At 34.3% G+C, this 18,558-nt stretch carries 13 protein-coding genes and 1 other RNA gene; 4 read left to right on the plus strand and 10 right to left on the minus strand.

Annotated elements, in window-relative coordinates:
- Nucleotides 1-4,922: HYR domain-containing protein (locus ACP7AQ_RS05015; protein WP_426094628.1), on the minus strand; the 4,922-nt coding region annotated here is incomplete at its 3' end.
- A gap of 33 nt (nt 4,923-4,955) precedes the next feature.
- Nucleotides 4,956-5,546 (minus strand): hypothetical protein, encoded by a 591-nt coding sequence (locus ACP7AQ_RS05020; protein WP_426094629.1) that lies wholly within the window; start codon nt 5,544-5,546, stop codon nt 4,956-4,958.
- A gap of 379 nt (nt 5,547-5,925) precedes the next feature.
- On the opposite strand from ACP7AQ_RS05020, the gene ACP7AQ_RS05025 reads away from it, so the two are divergent.
- The 3 genes from ACP7AQ_RS05025 to ACP7AQ_RS05035 all read left to right on the plus strand — a co-directional run bounded on the left by ACP7AQ_RS05025 (nt 5,926) and on the right by ACP7AQ_RS05035 (nt 9,467).
- A complete protein-coding gene (locus ACP7AQ_RS05025; protein ID WP_426094630.1) occupies nt 5,926-6,411 on the plus strand; it encodes a SixA phosphatase family protein in 486 nt (161 codons plus the stop codon).
- Nucleotides 6,408-8,495: a polyphosphate kinase 1 gene (ppk1, locus tag ACP7AQ_RS05030; protein WP_426094631.1), complete on the plus strand. Its 2,088-nt coding sequence runs from the start codon at nt 6,408-6,410 to the stop codon at nt 8,493-8,495. The genes ACP7AQ_RS05025 and ppk1 overlap by 4 nt, the downstream gene beginning before the upstream one ends.
- Nucleotides 8,496-8,576: 81 nt before the next feature.
- Complete coding sequence (locus ACP7AQ_RS05035) at nt 8,577-9,467, plus strand: Ppx/GppA phosphatase family protein (RefSeq protein WP_426063839.1); 891 nt, start codon at nt 8,577-8,579, stop codon at nt 9,465-9,467.
- Nucleotides 9,468-9,479: 12 nt separating this feature from the next.
- Here the strand turns inward: ACP7AQ_RS05035 and ACP7AQ_RS05040 are convergent, their stop codons facing one another.
- From ACP7AQ_RS05040 to ACP7AQ_RS05065, 6 genes are all read right to left on the minus strand, one after another.
- Entirely contained in the window at nt 9,480-9,863 is a 384-nt protein-coding gene (locus ACP7AQ_RS05040) for a DNA polymerase III (protein WP_426094632.1), read from the minus strand.
- A 266-nt stretch (nt 9,864-10,129) separates the two neighbouring features.
- Entirely contained in the window at nt 10,130-11,215 is a 1,086-nt protein-coding gene (gene dnaX, locus ACP7AQ_RS05045; protein WP_426064031.1) for a DNA polymerase III subunit gamma/tau, read from the minus strand.
- A gap of 113 nt (nt 11,216-11,328) precedes the next feature.
- A complete protein-coding gene (locus tag ACP7AQ_RS05050; RefSeq protein WP_426094633.1) occupies nt 11,329-12,393 on the minus strand; it encodes a DNA topoisomerase IB in 1,065 nt (354 codons plus the stop codon).
- 12 nt (nt 12,394-12,405) lie between these two features.
- Nucleotides 12,406-12,717 (minus strand): hypothetical protein, encoded by a 312-nt coding sequence (locus ACP7AQ_RS05055; RefSeq protein WP_426094634.1) that lies wholly within the window; start codon nt 12,715-12,717, stop codon nt 12,406-12,408.
- A 161-nt stretch (nt 12,718-12,878) separates the two neighbouring features.
- The gene (locus tag ACP7AQ_RS05060; protein ID WP_426094635.1) at nt 12,879-13,898 is read right to left on the minus strand and encodes a class I SAM-dependent methyltransferase; all 1,020 of its coding nucleotides are present in this window, start codon (nt 13,896-13,898) and stop codon (nt 12,879-12,881) included.
- Between the two features lie 166 nt (nt 13,899-14,064).
- Complete coding sequence (locus ACP7AQ_RS05065; RefSeq protein WP_426063843.1) at nt 14,065-14,373, minus strand: hypothetical protein; 309 nt, start codon at nt 14,371-14,373, stop codon at nt 14,065-14,067.
- 121 nt (nt 14,374-14,494) lie between these two features.
- Here ACP7AQ_RS05065 and rnpB point away from each other — a divergent pair.
- An RNA gene (gene rnpB, locus ACP7AQ_RS05070) (RNase P RNA component class A) lies at nt 14,495-14,814 on the plus strand.
- A 60-nt stretch (nt 14,815-14,874) separates the two neighbouring features.
- On the opposite strand, the gene ACP7AQ_RS05075 is transcribed toward rnpB, so the two are convergent.
- Together ACP7AQ_RS05075 and ggt are read right to left on the minus strand one after the other, a co-directional pair.
- Nucleotides 14,875-16,659, minus strand: a complete 1,785-nt coding sequence (locus ACP7AQ_RS05075) for a chloride channel protein (RefSeq protein WP_426094636.1) — start codon at nt 16,657-16,659, stop codon at nt 14,875-14,877.
- Between the two features lie 210 nt (nt 16,660-16,869).
- Complete coding sequence (gene ggt / locus ACP7AQ_RS05080) at nt 16,870-18,555, minus strand: gamma-glutamyltransferase (RefSeq protein WP_426094637.1); 1,686 nt, start codon at nt 18,553-18,555, stop codon at nt 16,870-16,872.
- Nucleotides 18,556-18,558 lie beyond the last annotated feature (3 nt).

The raw sequence follows: 18,558 nt of genomic DNA on the forward strand, positions 1-18,558 counted from the left end.
TTGGTTACAGATTTCACCTCACAGTTATCAGTAGTAGTTGGAGTTCCAAGAATTACATTGGCTTTAGCCACCGTACAGGAAGCCACGTCCACAGGCACCGTTACCGGCGCTGCACAGGTTATGGTTGGATTTATATTGTCTACCACCGTTACAATTTGAGTACAAGTAGCAGTATTTCCTGCATGGTCTGTTACAGTCCAAGTTACGGTTGTGTTTCCGACAGGGAAAACGGTAGGCGCATCGTTGGTTACAGATTTTACCTCACAATTATCAGCAGTAGTTGGATTTCCAAGAGTTACATTGGCTTTAGCCGCAGTACAGGAAGCCACGTCCACAGGCACCGTTACCGGCGCTGCACAGGTTATAGTTGGATTTATGTTATCTTTTACAATAACATTTTGAGTAGCTGTGATATTATTTCCTTTTCCGTCATCAAAAGTCCAGGTCACTACGGTGGTTCCTTGAGTTGTGATAGGAAAAACAGTAGATGTTGTTCCTGTAATTGTTCCACTACAAACATCCGTAGTTGTTGGAGCGGTCGAAGTAGCAGCGCATTGTCCGGTTACATCTGCCAAAACGGGAGTAACAGGCGCAACAGTATCTTTTACAATTACTTTTTGCGTAGCGGTAGTTGTATTTCCGTTCCCGTCTTTAAAAGTCCAATTAATAACATAAGTTCCTTGAGTTGTATAAGTAAGAGGGTCTAACGTTGTTCCTACAATATAATTTCCACTGCAAACATCCGTAGTTGTTGGAGCGGTTGCAGTAGCAGCGCATTGTCCGGTTACATCTGCCAAAACAGGAGTGACAGGCGCAACAGTATCTTTTACAATTACTTTTTGAGTAGCGGTAGTTGTATTTCCGTTCCCATCTTTAAAACTCCAAGTGATGGTGTAGGTACCTTGAGTTGTATAAGTAAGAGGATCTAACGTTGTTCCTACAATATAATTTCCACTACAAACATCGGTAGTTTTTGGAGCAGTCGCAGTAGCAGCGCATTGTGCGGTTACATCAGCCAAAACGGGAGTCACAGGCGCAACAGTATCTTTTACAATTACTTTTTGAGTAGCGGTAGTTGTATTTCCGTTCCCATCTTTAAAACTCCAAGTGATGGTGTAGGTACCTTGAGTTGTATAGGTAAGAGGATCTAACGTTGTTCCTACAATATAATTTCCACTGCAAACATCCTTCGTTTTTGGAGCAGTCGCAGTAGCAGCGCATTGTCCGGTTACATCTGCCAAAACGGGAGTCACAGGCGCAACAGTATCTTTTACAATAACATTTTGAGTAGCGGAAGTTGTATTTCCGTTCCCGTCTTTAAAAGTCCAAGTAATAACATAAGTTCCTTGAGTTGTATAAGTAAGAGGATCTAACGTTGTTCCTACAATATAATTTCCACTACAAACATCGGTAGTTTTTGGAGCGGTCGCAGTAGCAGCGCATTGTCCGGTTACATCTGCCAAAACGGGAGTCACAGGCGCAACAGTATCTTTTACAATTACTTTTTGAGTAGCGGAAGTTGTATTTCCGTTCCCGTCTTTAAAAGTCCAAGTAATAACATAAGTTCCTTGAGTTGTATAGGTAAGAGGATCTAACGTTGTTCCTACAATATAATTTCCACTACAAACATCGGTAGTTTTTGGAGCGGTCGCAGTGGCAGCGCATTGTGCGGTTACATCAGCCAAAACGGGAGTCACAGGCGCAATAGTATCTTTTACAATTACTTTTTGAGTAGCGGTAGTTGTATTTCCGTTCCCGTCTTTAAAAGTCCAAGTAATAACATAAGTTCCTTGAGTTGTATAGGTAAGAGGATCTAACGTTGTTCCTACAATATAATTTCCACTACAAACATCCGTAGTTGTTGGAGCAGTCGCAGTAGCAGCGCATTGTCCGGTTACATCTGCCAAAACGGGAGTAACAGGCGCAACAGTATCTTTTACAATTACTTTTTGAGTAGCGGTAGTTGTATTTCCGTTCCCGTCTTTAAAAGTCCAAGTGATGGTGTAGGTACCTTGAGTTGTATAGGTAAGAGGGTCTAACGTTGTTCCTACAATATAATTTCCACTACAAACATCGGTAGTTTTTGGAGCGGTCGCAGTAGCAGCGCATTGTCCGGTTACATCTGCCAAAACGGGAGTAACAGGCGCAACAGTATCTTTTATAATAATTTTTTGATTTACTACAGTTTGATTATTACATTGATCAGATACTGTGTAAGTCCTGGTAATAACAGTGGGTAAATTTCCATTTATAATATCTAAATTTGTAACAGTCATATTTAAATCAGTTGTACAATTATCACTAATTAATAAGCCTAATGATTCTAAAGCTGCTACTGTTTTTACAGCTGGGGGAAGATCGGTAAGAGAACAACCTTCTTTATTTACATCAGATAAAGTACCAGTAATGATCGGTGCAGTTGTATCTTGAATTTTAATAGTTTGTTTTACAATAGTAGAACCACAGATTGTTGTAATTTTAAAGGTTCTTTCAATCTTTATTGGGCAACTTCCACTTTTTGAATCTTTATAGGAAATGGAATAGGTGCTAACGTTACTACTATTCGGAAAAGTACCTCCGGCTGTTATAAACTGTGATAATGTAATATTTATGTCTGTTTCACTATAAGGCAAACCAGTTAATGCATCAGTTTCACATCCTTCAAAAGTTTTATTTACAGGTGCGACAACTGTTGGTTTTGGATAAACAGTAACTTTAATTGGTTTTTTTGGACCGATACAAGAATTAGTTTGACCTTCGGCAACATAATATGTAGTTTCTCCAACAGTAGTTGACGATGGAGTAATAGACATTTGAGCTGATGATGTTTCACTAGTGTAATAATATAAATCATAGGAAGGATTACTTGCAGTAGCGATTAGCGGTACTGTATTCTCATCAATACAATATTTTACATCAGTTACTAGAGGCAATGACGTAATGCTTGAAACGGTAATCGTAAATTGGAAATAACAATCACTGCCAACCCCTGGAGGTACTGCATAATATGTAGAAGTTCCAACAGTTGCAGGAAATGGTTTGTTTATGGTATATTGAATTGTTGTTCCTCTAACAACTGGATACGAGTTGTAAAATGTTGCTCCAGTAGGAAATGCTCCTGCTACAGCGGTAATCGCAATGTAACGCCCAGCGTTACAAAATGTAAACGCCGTGATCGGTGGAGTAGCCTGACAATTTGTATTAACATAAGCAGCAGCATCGATTGTTGTTGTGTAAGGCGTTGGAATTGCGGTTCCTTGACAATTACCTCCTGAGGTGTAGCCTTGAATTAAAGATTTATCGATAACTTTTACTGTAGATACTGATCCTGTACCACTTAAAAAACCAATGACTGAAACTACATTATTACAGTTAATATTTTTTAATAATGTACAATCTTCAGTAATTTTAAATTTAAACGTAAGTTCTGCTAAGATGCTATTTTTATCTCCGTTAACAGGTAGCGGTAAAGTACCAAAATCCCAAACAACGGAACCATTTGCTCCAGTAGTGGGTTCGTAAACTAAGGTATTAGGAGAAGGGTTTGGTGTGAAATTGATGGTTTTAGAAGCACTATTTGCAATATAGGTGGCATTATAAGGTATTGGTATTACAATTTTTGTATTATTGATGGCTTCTGTACCTCGATTTTCTATTTGAATTTTATATTCTAACTCTTGGCCAGGTAAAGCTTTTGTTGGGTTAGTGCCAGAAACAGGAACGTTATCGATTTTTGTAGCCGTAATAATACCTTCGATATCGGGAACATAGGCATCAACAGCCATTGCTATTGCAAATATGACATAGGTATCCTGTGTTGAACCGTATTTGAATTTTGTTGCTGTCTGATTATTACCTATTATGGAATTATCTGCATTAGGAATGGTAAACATACTTATGTCTAATCCAGTATTATTTGCAAGTGATGGATTTCTTTGATTTCCTCCCGTTTGTATCGAAGAATTAAAAAAATTGTTGGTCGAATTTGCGGAATGGTTAAGACTTAAATAGTTAGAGGAATTCTTTTTTTGAATCTGAAAATAATCACCAGATATTCCTCTATCGCCTTCTCCAGCAATCATTCCAAGTTTAATACCAACATTTCCTGAAGGTACTGCATTAAAACCTGTGACATCAATTTCGTGATTTATTGTTTTAGAACCTTTTACATAAGCATGTCCATCAAAAACAGTGATGTCACGATTTTTCATGCTTGAATTTTCGTAAATAACAATCAATCCCCAACCACCATAAAATCCAGTTCCACCACCATTTCCTTGTTTCAGAGCAATATCAGCCGCAAAATACTCTCCGACTCCGTGATCTTTTACATACTGTGTAACTTCTGCATAAGCAGAATACATATATCCATCTGAATTATTTGGATAATAAATTTCATTAACGTTCCCTATTGAACTTGCTGTTATATTCGTGTAATTGGATTCTCCAGGTCCTTTTAATGAGACAACTCTTTTGTCAAAATTTTTGTTAACACCACCGTTCGATGCAGCTACCATATAATTATTGGTATCACTATCTGACGCTCGTCCTGTCCAGTATAATCCTGCATACACAATATTTGAACAAGAAGAAGCAGATCCATTATCTGTAGGTAATGATAAGGTTGACGAGGATGAATTCCAAGTTTTTGAATCGTTATCAATGTCAACATAAATCATTGGATTATCATTGGTAACATTGTCACCATAATTCTGTAATGTTAAATTGGTATTACCAATCATGGTAAAATCACCTTTTACATTATACGTTTTCTTAAGTGGTGAAAATGTCGATGTCCTCTCTTTAAAAGGAATTTTTACCTGCGCATTCAAAGAAAACGCGAATCCTAAAAAAAAGATTACTATAAAAAATAGAAGAAATATTGGGTAAACTATTTTAGATTCAGAGTATAGTTTTTTCATAATAATTATTGTAGGTTGTTATCTCATCTAGATTTATTCGCTTTGGTCTATTTTATAAAAAACAGTATATCGAGGATTTATGTTTTTAATAAGTTTGATTACAGAAGTTTCGCTACTACTAATATTAGAAAGGATGTAAACGTACTTTAACTTAGAAAATAGAGAAAGTACTGATAAATCAATTGGAATATTTACATCAGCGTTGCTGTCAATTTTGATAGTTACTATTTCAATATCTTCAATGTCGATGTTGGACGAGGCAATTGCGTTCAAAGATTTTGTATTTGTAAATAAAGAGTTTGGTTTATCTCCATAACTTTCAACCTTGCCAGAATAAAAATAAACGGTCTGTTGCACATCATTCAACAAATTTTCCAAACGTTTTGATTCAGGATTTACTGATCTCGAATTTTGCTCAGATTTTTTCATTGCTGCTAAAAGAGATTTTATCTCCAGCACTTGAGGCGTTTCATCACTGGATTTTAATACTTGACCAGAAGCTGAACTTGCCAATAATGCAAAACAAACGAAAACTAATTTTTTTAAAAGTTCAATTGATGAATTTTTAAAAAAATTAGAAAAGTCTGAAACCCTATTTTTTGAGGTAAAGTATTTTTTTTCCATGAATGTTATGAGGATTAAAATTAGGTTTTTTATGAATTATGAAATTAATAAAGAACTAAATTATATGTAATAAATTACAGTTGTTTCTTTTTTCTGCAAACAACCTAAATACTCGGTTAAGTGCATGTTTTTGTTAAATCAATCTTAAAAAAACATATCAAATTATTAAGCTATCTGCAGTAATATCAGCCTTTAATAACAATTACTCTTTTTTGTTTAACTTTATATTAGGAGTTGTTTCAGTCTTTTATTAGTTAACTTTTTGAAAATTTTAATGAATATTTTATAGAATAAAAAGTTAAAAAATAATATTATAATTTTTTGTTTTGTAAATTACATTTCATCAATTTTACTAATCGAAAACAGAAATTTTTCCGACATGAAAAACTTAATTTTGGTTCGCCATGCAAAATCAAGTTGGGAGGTTCCCATCCATGATAAAAATCGTGCTTTAAACTGTCAAGGAATAAAAGATGCTCATCTTGTTGCCGCTCAAGCCAAAGATTTAATTCCGAAAACCTATATAATCTGGAGTAGTTCTGCAAAAAGAGCCACTGATACTGCGTTAATTTTTGCTCAAAATATTTCATATCCTATTGAAAGCATTGTTTACAAAGACGACCTTTATACTTTTGATGAAAAGAATCTAGAGAACGTTATTAAATCATGCAGTAATATTTTTGAAAGTGTTATTCTTTTTGGACATAATGCGGCAATTACAGATTTTGTTAATAGATTTGGAGACATTTTTATCGAAAATGTTCCTACAGCTGGTTTTGTATCTTTAAAATTTGATGCTGATGATTGGAAAAAAATAAAAAATGGTAAAATAAAAAAAATAATATTCCCCAAAAATCTAAGATGAATAAAGTATTAGAATATAAATATATTGATAGAGAAAAAAGTTGGTTGGCATTCAACGCAAGAGTACTTCAAGAAGCTGGCGATCATTCAGTTCCGTTATTAGACAGGTTGCGTTTTTTGGGTATTTTTTCAAATAATTTAGACGAGTTTTTCAGAGTTCGTTTTGCAGCTATACGACGATTGAGTTTAACGGGAATATCTGGAGAAAAATATTTGGGAGGTATTTCAGCGCAACAATTAGTTAAAGATATTACTGAAATTGTCATACAGCAACAATCTGAAAGTTTACGAATTTTAAATATTATCGAAAGCGAACTTGAAACTAAAAACATATTTATCATTACCGAATCGGATATTACGAATGAACAAGAAATTTTTCTAAAAGATTTTTTTATTCAAAAAGTGAGCCCTGAATTGGTAACAATTATCTTAAATGATTTAGCTGAATTTCCAGTATTGAAAGATACTTCGGGATATTTAGCCATCAAACTGGTTATGAATAAAAATTCAGAAGTTCGATATGCAGTTATCGAAATTCCCAAAACGATTAACCGCTTTGTTGTTTTACCGTCTAATAACGAAAAACAGTACGTCATTCTTCTGGATGATGTTATCCGACACAACCTGAGCAGCATTTTTAATATTTTTGACTACAAAAACGTTTCGGCTCACATGATAAAAATCACCAGAGATGCGCAACTTGACATTGATAGTGATTTGAGTAAAAGTATGATTGAAAAAATATCACTAAGTGTAAAAGACAGAAGGATTGGAGAACCCGTACGTTTTATTTACGACCAATTAATCGAAGACGATACATTGAATTTTTTCTTGGACAAAATGAAAATTGTGTCCACTGACAGCATCATTCCTGGCGGAAGATATCACAACAGACGTGATTATATGAATTTTCCAAATCTGGGAAGATATGATTTGTTATACCAAACGAATGATCCCCTTCCTATTCCGGGATTGAGTCTTGAAGGAAGTATGCTCGAAAAAATAAGCGAGAAAGATTATTTATTAAATGCTCCTTATCAATCCTTTTCCTATTTGACCAAGTTTTTGCGTGAAGCGGCGTTGGATCCCAAAGTAATTTCGATTAAAATCACTTTGTATAGATTGGCAAAAAACTCTCAAATTATTAGTTCGCTCATAAATGCGGCAAAAAATGGAAAAAAAGTAACGGTCCAAATTGAATTGCAAGCTCGTTTTGATGAGGCTTCCAATATTTCTTATGCTGAACAAATGCAATTGGAAGGTATTGAACTCATTTTTGGAATAAAAGGACTTAAAGTACATAGTAAAATATGTGTTATCGAAAGAATTGAGAATGACAAAATAAAACGATATGGTTTTATTTCAACCGGCAACTTTAATGAATCTACTGCGAAAGTGTATACTGATGTTACTCTTTTTACATCTCATCAACAGATTTTAAAAGACATCATGCGGATATTCGAGTTCTTTGACATCAATTATAGAGTGCATCGCTACAAGCACCTTATTGTTTCACCTCATTACACCAGAACGAGATTTGTAAAGTTGATTGATCGGGAAATTACACATGCTTTGGCAGGAAGAAAAACGCATATAAAATTGAAAATGAATAGTTTGTCTGATTTTGCAATGATTGATAAATTATATGAAGCAAGTAAAGCCGGTGTAAAAATTCAACTTGAAATAAGAGGGATTTGTTCGTTGATTCCCGGAATTCCAGGAATGAGTGATAATATAGAGGCAATAAGTATTGTGGATAATTATCTGGAACATTCCAGAATTTATATTTTTGGCAATGCAGGGCAAACGGAAGTTTTTATTTCATCAGCAGACTTTATGACCAGAAATCTTGATGGAAGGGTCGAAGTAACGTGTCCTATTTATGATCAGGAAATAAAAAATGAACTGATTGATAATTTTGACATTGGCTGGAAAGGTAATGTAAAAGCCCGTTTCCATTCATATAAACTAGATAATAAATACCGTACAAGAAATCATAATCCTGTTTTTAGAGCGCAATTTGAAACGTACAAATACTATCAAAAAAAACAGCAAGAAGTAGTGCCTGATGAAGAAAAAGTATAATAAATTGTTTATATCTGGATGAGATTTTGCACTCATATAATTAAGAAATCTACACTATAATCAGTAAATAATGAATTGGAAATGATTAAAATAAAAAAATATGCAGCAATTGATATTGGCTCCAATGCCATGCGTTTGTTGATTGCTAATATTGTGGAACAAGAAGGTAAAGAGCCTCAGTTTAACAAAAGTTCCCTCGTTCGTGTACCTATTCGTCTTGGTCAGGACGCTTTTACAGTTGGTGAAATTTCAGAAGAGAATATCGAAAGAATGTGTGATGCCATGAAGGCTTTTAATCTTTTGATGAAAGTGCATAAAGTGGAACGCTACATGGCTTTTGCAACCTCTGCGATGCGAGAAGCCTATAATGGTAAAGAAGTTGTAGCATTGATAAAGAAAAAAGCAGATATAAAAATAGAAATTATTGATGGTAAAAAAGAAGCTGCCTTAATTGCATCGACCGATTTACATCATTTGTTAAAAACGGATCAAACCTATCTTTTTGTCGATGTTGGCGGTGGAAGTACTGAGTTTACGTTATTTTCAAATGGTAAAATGATCAACTCAAGATCTTTTAAAGCTGGAACCGTTCGTTTACTGAATGATATGGTCTGCGATATAGTGTGGGATGAAATTGAAAAATGGATTAAAACAAATACGCAAGAATTTGATGAAGTTACGTTGATAGGTTCTGGTGGAAATATAAATAAGCTTTTTAAAATGTCGGGGAAATTACAAGATAAGCCGCTTTCTTACATTTACATGAATTCTCAATATACTTTTTTAAATTCTCTTTCTTATGAGCAAAGAATATCTGAACTAGGTCTCAATCCTGATCGTGCCGATGTAATTATTCCTGCCACAAGAATTTATCTGAATGCCATGAAATGGAGTGGAGCAAGAAATATTTATGTACCAAAAATTGGTCTTTCGGATGGAATTGTAAAAGCAATGTACTACGGTAAAATTTAATTTTAATATAGATTATGCGTCTAAATCTAATCCAAATGTTGTGCGTAACAGCTCAATGTTTGGATTTATCTCCAATAATCTATTGTAGCGATCTTGGTCATTAAAACTTCTTTTATTTTCTATACTTTCATTTACAACAACCTCAATTGTGATGTCATGATTGTGTAGATGTCCTTTCAAATGTCCCAAAAGGCCATGTATTTCTTTTTCAAAATCTAATTTTGAGCCTTCATTTGGCAATTCAATGGTAATTGCGATTCCATTTAATTTTGGATCGTTGATGAGCAACAACGATTCCATAATTTTATAACCTTTGTCTCCTAAACGTTGCGCGTATTTGTTCCATTGCAACAGCATTTCTGTCTCTGTGAATGGTTCAGTTGGCAAATGAAGCACCTCTTTTACAATTCCTTTACTGCTTTCTTCTAATGCTTTTTTAGCACGAATACTGGCTAATGAAAACGCAGAAACCTTTGGTTCATTCGATTGTGGAATGTTAATTTTTACTTCAGGGGTAGGAACTGGAATTGATGGAATAGCAGTTGTAGTTTCCGGTTCTTTTATTTGAATTAATTCTATAACTGGGATAGCAGATTTTGAATCTTCAATTTTTGTTTGATCCGTTATTGAATAATCATTCTTTTTAAAATAAGTAGGTGGAATTATATATTGTTCAACTTTTTTTTTTCTCCATCAAAAGTGATAGAGGCTAGTTGCATCAGGCAAAGTTCAACAAGAAGTCGCTGATTTTGGCTCAGTTTGTATTTTAAATCACAATCATTTGCAATCTCGATTCCCTTCAAAAGAAAGTCTTGATTGCATTTTTGTGCTTGCACACCATACATTTGTTGTGCTTGTTCACCAACTTCTAATAAAGTTAACGTTGCAGGTGTTTTAGAAACTAACAAATCTCTGAAATGGGAAGCCAATCCGGAAACAAAATGATGCGCATCAAATCCTTTAGAAAGAATTTCGTTAAAAGCCATTAATAAATCCGGGATTTTATTTTCTAAAATCAAATCGGTAATGTTGATGTACGTTTCGTAATCCAACACATTCAAATTCTCCGTCACAGCCTGACGCGTTAAATCTTTTCCACAAAAAGAAACGACTCGGTCAAAAATAGACAAAGCATCTCGCATGGCGCCGTCCGCTTTTTGAGCAATGATATGCAAAGCGTCATCTTCAAAAACTACGCCTTGACTGGTGGCGACTTCGGCAAGATGTTCTTTAGCATCTTTTACGGTAATTCTTTTAAAATCAAATATCTGACAACGAGAAAGTATCGTTGGAATAATTTTATGTTTTTCGGTCGTTGCCAAAATAAAAATGGCGTGCTTAGGCGGTTCTTCCAGTGTTTTTAAGAAAGCATTAAAAGCTGCCGATGACAACATATGAACCTCATCAATAATATATACTTTGTATTGTCCTGTTTGTGGTGGGATCCGAACTTGATCTATTAAATTCCTGATATCATCGACAGAGTTGTTGGACGCTGCATCTAATTCGAAAACATTAAAAGCAAAATCTTCGTTGGGATCATCGTACCCTGGCTGGTTTATTTTTCGGGCCAAAATACGAGCGCATGTAGTTTTACCAACACCGCGTGGTCCTGTAAATAAGAGTGCAGAAGCAAGATGGTTGCTTTCTATGGCATTTAGTAAAGTATTGGTAATGGCTTTTTGTCCTACAACATCTTTGAATGTTTGAGGTCGATATTTACGTGCCGATACAACAAATTGTTCCATAAAAATTAATTCAAGCACAAATATAGGTTTTGGTGAGTCAAATAACAAAAAATAAAACAGAATTTAAGTGTTGGCCTGAGACAAATTAAATCTAGATTTCTTAAAAATTTATTCTAAATATTTGCAATTATTTCTTTATCAAGTAGCTTTAGTAATGCGTATTCCTCCGGCAGAAATTTAGCATTAATTTTTTTGGATTTGTATTGCCAGATAGAACCTTTTTCGAATGCAGCAATAACAGTTGGATGAACATAATATTTTTTACAAACGGATCTTGTATTGCCCAGTTTTAAGGCAACTTCATCAATTACTTCAATTATTTTGCGTTTGGATTCCGTTTGACTTACTGGTGGTTTTAATTGTTGGAACGCACTTAATGCGTTTACGCTTCCTGACCAAACCCGAAAATCCTTAGCAGTAAAATCTTGGTTTGTTATGTTTTTTAAGTAATTATTTATATCTGACGAACCAATTGTATGATGATTTCCTTGCAAGTCATAATATTGGAATAGATCTTGTCCGGGAATATCTTTACATCTTTTGACTAATGTCGCTAATTTTTTACTGATAAAACTGATTTTATGCTTGACACCTTTTTTACCTGTAAATTCAAATCGAATATTTGAATTTTGAAATTTTACATGTCTATCTTGTAAAGTAGTTAATCCAAATGACCCGTATAATTTTTTGTATGTTTCATTTCCAATACGAATATTTGTTATCTCTATTAATTTTATTACCAGCGCAATAACTTTTTCGTAAGTTAAATTTTTATTTTTTAAATCTTGTTCCACATGTTTTCGAATCAAAGGCAAAGCTAAAGCAAAACTTTGAATGCGATAAAATTTAGATTGATTTCTGATTTTGTTCCATTGTTCATGATAACGATACTGTTTTCTGCCTTTAGAATCTATGCCTGTAGCTTGTAAGTGACCATTTTCATAAGGCGAAATCCATACGTTTTCCCATGCTGGAGGAAGCACTAATTTTAAAATTCGGGTTAGGATTTCAGGATCATTAATTGAATTCTCATTTTGATCAATGTAATGATAAGTGTCGTTTTTTTTGATTCTAAAATAACCTTTAGTATAATTTACACAATAGCGAAGACTTACGGCTTTTGCTGTAATTATGGGATCCCGACCCATTTTTTCTAGCTTAGATTGTAAGCGGTTCATTGTCCTGTAATATTATTCTGGACGATCTTCTCTTCCTTTTATCGTCAGTTCATTTAAAACCATAGCGGCACTATTATCAGTAAATGCAGATAGTCCTGCTACAAAAACACCTTTTTCTCCCGTACTTGATTTAATACCAAAAACCGTAGCTTCATCTCCAGGATCACTCTCTCCTTCATACCGATATAGATGCACAATTTCAAAATCATCCGGACTGTCAATTATCCTTTTTTCTTGAACGTTAAAATCGATTGTAAATCCTTTTTCTTTTAATTCTTCCAGTGCTTTAGAAACAGTCGCATAGTGATACATTCGCTTATCCATGATATTTTTTTTATGGGTTAATTTTATTTAATTAAAGGTATACTTATGAGGGATATAAGTTTTTATATAAATATTGTCAAGTAGTTTAAAATTTTTCACTTTTAATTTTTAGTTCTGTCACAACTGTTTGTGGGTTGTGCAGAATGTTTATGATTTCATTTTTAATGTGAGATAACTAATGATGAATTTAGAAACTTCAATCCTGATAAAGTGTGTTTAGGTACTTTTTTTTGTTGAATTAAAACTTTAAATTTTATCCCCATATCGACTAATAATCTATAATTCATAAGTGCTTCATGGGCTGCTAACTGTAAATTATTTTGATTTTTCACCAAAGCAATATTTTGATACTCTTTAATACCCAAACCTAATAAAAATTGTGCCTGGTCTACCATTCCGCAACTTTCCATGCCATAATTTAAACCCCATTGGGATAAAGCGGAAAAATTTATATGTGTTGTAATGTCTTGCTCACCAATAAATTGATAGGGGTTGTCGTTTTTTTGATGTTTATGATAACACAATAGTGTACCGCAACTTCGACGGTTAGTGTACAAATCACTCGACAATGATCCATAATCTATCGTAATAATGTATCCTTTTTGTAACGAAGAAGAAACTTCCTTTATCCATGAAATTGCCTGTAAATTGACCTCTGTGCGAAAACCTTTCGGTAGTTGTACGTTTAATGTTTTAAAATAATGAATCAGTTTTTTATTTGCAGTCTTTAAAATTTCCACAAAACCCTCTTTGTAATCTACAAATATTTCTTTAAGTTTCTCATCCATAATGACTTGATGTACAGAAAAATTGTCAATCAATTCATTTGATAAAATACAGCCGTTAATTTGGGGAATATCCTGAATTGAGTTGTACCAACTGACTTTTTCTTTCAGATGACGCTTTTCAATTTCGCGCATGCTAACACTTTTTTCAATAATGCAATAGTTTAAGGTATCATATAAAGCATTATTGTTTTTGAGATATTCTAAAATATCGTGACACAATAAACCCGTGCCAGCTCCATATTCAATAATCTTAAAAGGTTCTTTTCCTAAATTTTTCCACATCTCTTCAATTTGCCGCCCGATCATGGCACCAAAATCAGCAGAGATATAAGGGCTCGTGTAAAAATCACCATCAGCTCCAATTTTATTTTGCGTGGCATTGTAATAGCCCAATTTTGGATAATACAATGCCATTTCCATAAAATCTTTAAAAGATATTGGCCCTTCTTTTTTGATTCGTTTTATTATTATTTCGGATAACTGCACCACGATTAAATAAATATTTTATTGATACTTTCAAAAAGCAGTTTTACATTGTTACAAAAATAATAGAGCAAAATTAGAGTTTGCACTGTCCGCCGCCATCGATACATAATTTTTCTAAAAAAAATGCCGCATCATTATCTGAATTAGCTGAAAATCCTGATACAAAAACTCCTTTTATACCTAAATTTGAAGTTATGCCATAAACCACTGATTCTTCTGCTGGATCAGTATCACCTTCGTAGCGATATACATGATTCACTTCGTAATTGTGTGGATTAGTTTTAATGTCTTCTTGATGAATATTAAAATCATAGGTAAAACTTTTTTCTTTCAAATCCTCCAAAGCTTCCAAAACTGTGGTGTAATGATAGGATGGTTTCATAAATAACGGAAGATTAATTGTGAATTATAAAGGTAACTAATTTATTATTAAGTCGTTATAAAAAGCTTGTTAAAGTAAATTGTCTAAGATAGAGATACACGAAAAAATAATGTAATTTCGCACCGCAGACCGCCTTATCGCCGTTTTGAGTATTCAAAAGGGAGGAAAGTCCGGACACCAAAGGGAAGCATAGCGGGTAATACCCGTCGGTACCGATTTATCGGGATTAGGACAAGTGCAACAGAAAGTATGTACAGGTAATGCTGTAGTGAAACCAGGTAAACTCTATGCGGTGAAATATCAAGTATATCAGCATTTAAGGGCTTCTCGTCCGTTGTTGAAGGGTAGATAGCTTGAGTCCCGCAGTAATGCGGGATCTAGATAAATGATGAGGCTCTAATTTATTGGAGACAGAATCCGGCTTACAGGTCTGCATTTTTTTTATTTAAAGCCAAATCACATTTTTTTTGATGTAAAAGGTGAAATTTTAGAATATTAAAATTAATCTATTGTCAGTGATTTGAGTTTAGTTCTATAAGCTTCAAGTGCAATAGATTTGCTTATAAACCCATAATACTTGTCGTTTTTGAGTACCGGAAGGAATGCAACTTTGGATTTTTCGAACTTATCCATGACAGTTTCCATACTTTCATCCGGAGTGACAATTTCAATAGGCTTCATCATAATTTCTTTTATCAGAGTGTATTTAACCCTGTAGGAATTAAATATGATTTCCCGAATTGTATTAAAATGTACAATTCCCAGAAGTTGATTTTCATCATCTACAACGGCAAATATCACTTGGTTTGAATGGGAAATTAAATCAACTAATTTTTCCAGATTTTCATTGGGGGCAATAGTCAAAAAATCAGTTTGGATAATGGAATTTGTATCTAAAGTAGAGAGTACATTTGTATCTTTATTACTAGTGAATGCATGTCCTTTTTGTGCCAAATTTTTCACATCCATTGAATGTTTTTCAAAACGTTTAGAAATAGCAAAACTAATAGAAGAAACAATCATCAGGGGAATCATTAAGTTGTAGCCGCCCGTAATTTCAGCAATAAGGAAAATCGCTGTTAACGGCGCATGAAACAATCCACTTAAAATCCCTGCCATTCCAACCAATGTAAAATTACTTACTGGTAATTTTGTAAGCCCCGTTAAATTTAAAAATTTAGAAAAGAAAAAACCAACATACGAACCCAGAAATAACGAAGGGGCAAAATTACCTCCATTACCGCCGCTGCCTAAAGTGATTCCTGTGGCAAAAACCTTTATCATCATTGTACATCCTACAAAAAGTAAAAGTGCCCAGCTGTTATTTCTAAAACTGCTGAATAATGTATTTTCCAATAATTGTCCGGGATCATTGTCAGATAATGTTTTGATACTATCATATCCTTCTCCAAATAGTGTTGGAAAAATAAAAATAAGGATGGCTAAAATAGAAGAGCCAAACAACGCTTTTTTGTAGGGAGAGAGTTTAAGTCGGGCAAAAAAATGTTCGACTTTCTGAAAATTACGGGAGTAATAAACCGAAATGAATCCTGTGAATAAGCCCAAAAGAATATAATAAGCAATGTTATGATAATCAAAACTTTGTTGCTGTTTGAAAGAAAGCAATATTTCCTCATCTAATGCAATTACAGATACCAAAGCACCGGTTGCCGCTGCAATCATAATGGGTGTAAAAGCGGCAATACTAACATCAACCAATAACACTTCGATCGCAAATAAAACCCCGGCAATTGGTGCATTAAAAGCTGCGGCAACACCTGCGGCAACACCACAACCGATAAGGAGCGTTCGGTCTTTGTAACTCAATTTATATTTTTGGGCATAATTTGATCCAAAAGCGGCACCGGTAATAACAATCGGGCTTTCTAAACCTGCCGAACCACCCAAACCAACTGTAAGTGAGCTGGTAATGATTTGGGCGTACATTTGTTTTTTTGGAATAATACTCGCCTTTTTAGCAACGGCATATAAAATTTGTGAAGTTCCTTTTTGTATTGATCCACCCAAAACTCTTTTGATAACAAAAACGGTGAGCAAAATACCAATTATTGGCAGAATACTATTTAGAAATCCTAATTTCAAAATTCCACTGACATACGTGGCAAAAGAAAAAACCCAGTGGGCAAAAGTTTTTAGTACAATTACTGCAAAAGCGGAAGAAATACCAACTAAAACTGCGGATAAAAATATAAACTGTTTTGGAGTTAGCAAGGATTGCGCTAAGGCAACTATTACTTCTAATTTGGATATATATTTTTTGAACATTATAATTTTTTAAAAGGGGTGCAAAACTACTATTATTTTAATCCTAACAAATATTTTTTAACGCTTCTTTTATGCTTAATGGTTTTAAATTACAATTTGCCAAAAACTTCCGCACAGCTTCTGGATTTATTTTGTTTAAAAGCGTTTTCTAAGGCACGTGTAAAATTCATAAATATTAAATTTTTCGTTATTCTGATCACAGTCGAAGTGCTAAAATCCAACCGCTGTGTCATCACCTCTAAAATCAGCGCCGCCTTCCAGTTTTTGATTTGGTAAAACTAAAATCGCATCTACTTTTCCTATTACAGGTGTCGTTTTTTCATTAATGAGATATCCTTTTGACTTTAAGGTCGTAAAGGTTTTTGTATCGAAAGTATTTGGCTCAAAAGTGATTAAATCCGGCAACCATTGGTGGTGAAAACGGGGTGCGTTTACTGCTTGTTGCATGCTGAAATTATACTCAGAAACATTTAAAATCGTTTGCAATACCGATGTAATAATCGTAGAACCGCCGGGAGAACCCACGACCATAAATAATTTTCCATTTTTCTCCACAATAGTCGGAGTCATAGAACTCAACATTCGTTTTTGTGGCGCAATACTGTTGGCTTCATTTCCCACTAATCCAAACATATTGGGTTCACCTGGTTTGGCACTGAAATCATCCATTTCATTGTTGAGGAAAAATCCCAATTCATCACAATAATATTTAGAACCGTATCCATCGTTTAATGTTGTAGTTGCCGAAACAGCATTACCAAATTGATCTACAATCGAATAATGAGTAGTTTCTGTACTCTCATTATAATTTACTTTTCCTTCTTTTATTTCCGATGATAATGTGGCTTTTTCAAAACTAAAATTCGACATTCTTTGTTTCAAATAGTCATCTGCCATTAATGCTTTTATAGGAATTTTTACAAAATCCGGGTCACCCAGATAATAACTTCTGTCTGCATAAGCTCTTCTTTCGGCTTCTACAATAACCTGGATGGCTTCAGTTGAATTATGGCCCATTTTAGCCAGGTCGAAAGGCGCTATCATTTTAAATATTTCAGCCAGACAAATACCGCCACTACTTGGTGGAGGCATCGATATAACCTTTAAATCCTTGTAATCAAAAGTGAGTGGCGTTCTCCATTTGGCTTGGTATTGAGCCAAATCTTCCAAGGTGATGATAGCTCCTTTTTCATGAAGATATTTAACTAATATTTCAGCAGTTTTCCCTTTGTAAAATTCATCTCTGCCATTTTTTGAAATCCTTTTCAATGTAGCAGCCAGCGCAGGATATTGTATAACATCATTTTCTTTAAAAACAGTTGCAAATAACGTTTTGTCACCATTTACTTTTATGATTTTCGCTCGGTAATCATTTAGTCGGTCTTCTTGTTTTTTGGTAACAATGACCCCTCTTTCTGCTAATGCAATTACGGGTTTTAGAATTTCAGCTATAGGCAATGAACCCAATTTTTCATGAACTGCAAAAACGCCGGCAATCGTTCCGGGAACTCCAATAGCAAGTGGAGATTCGGTGCTTTTTCCTTTTATGACATTTCCTTTTTCGTCAAGAAACATATCTTTTGTAGCCGCTAATGGTGCTTTTTCTCGGTAATCCAATGAACCAACTTCGCCATTTGCTTTACGATACACCATAAAACCACCACCGCCAAGATTTCCCGCAAACGGGTAAGCGACTGCAAGAGCCAATTCAGTTGCCACCATCGCATCAAAAGCATTACCACCTTTTCTCATGATTTCCACTCCAATTTTGGACGCTTCTTCACGAGCCGATACTACCATTGCTTTATCAGCAACCAGGCCTGTGGGTTGAACCATTACATTTTGGGTTTTACAACCAATAGAAAAAACACTCAATAAAATAATCATTTTTTTCATTCG

This window comes from Flavobacterium sp. DSR2-3-3 (genome assembly GCF_049896585.1).
Classification (GTDB): Bacteria; Bacteroidota; Bacteroidia; order Flavobacteriales; family Flavobacteriaceae; genus Flavobacterium.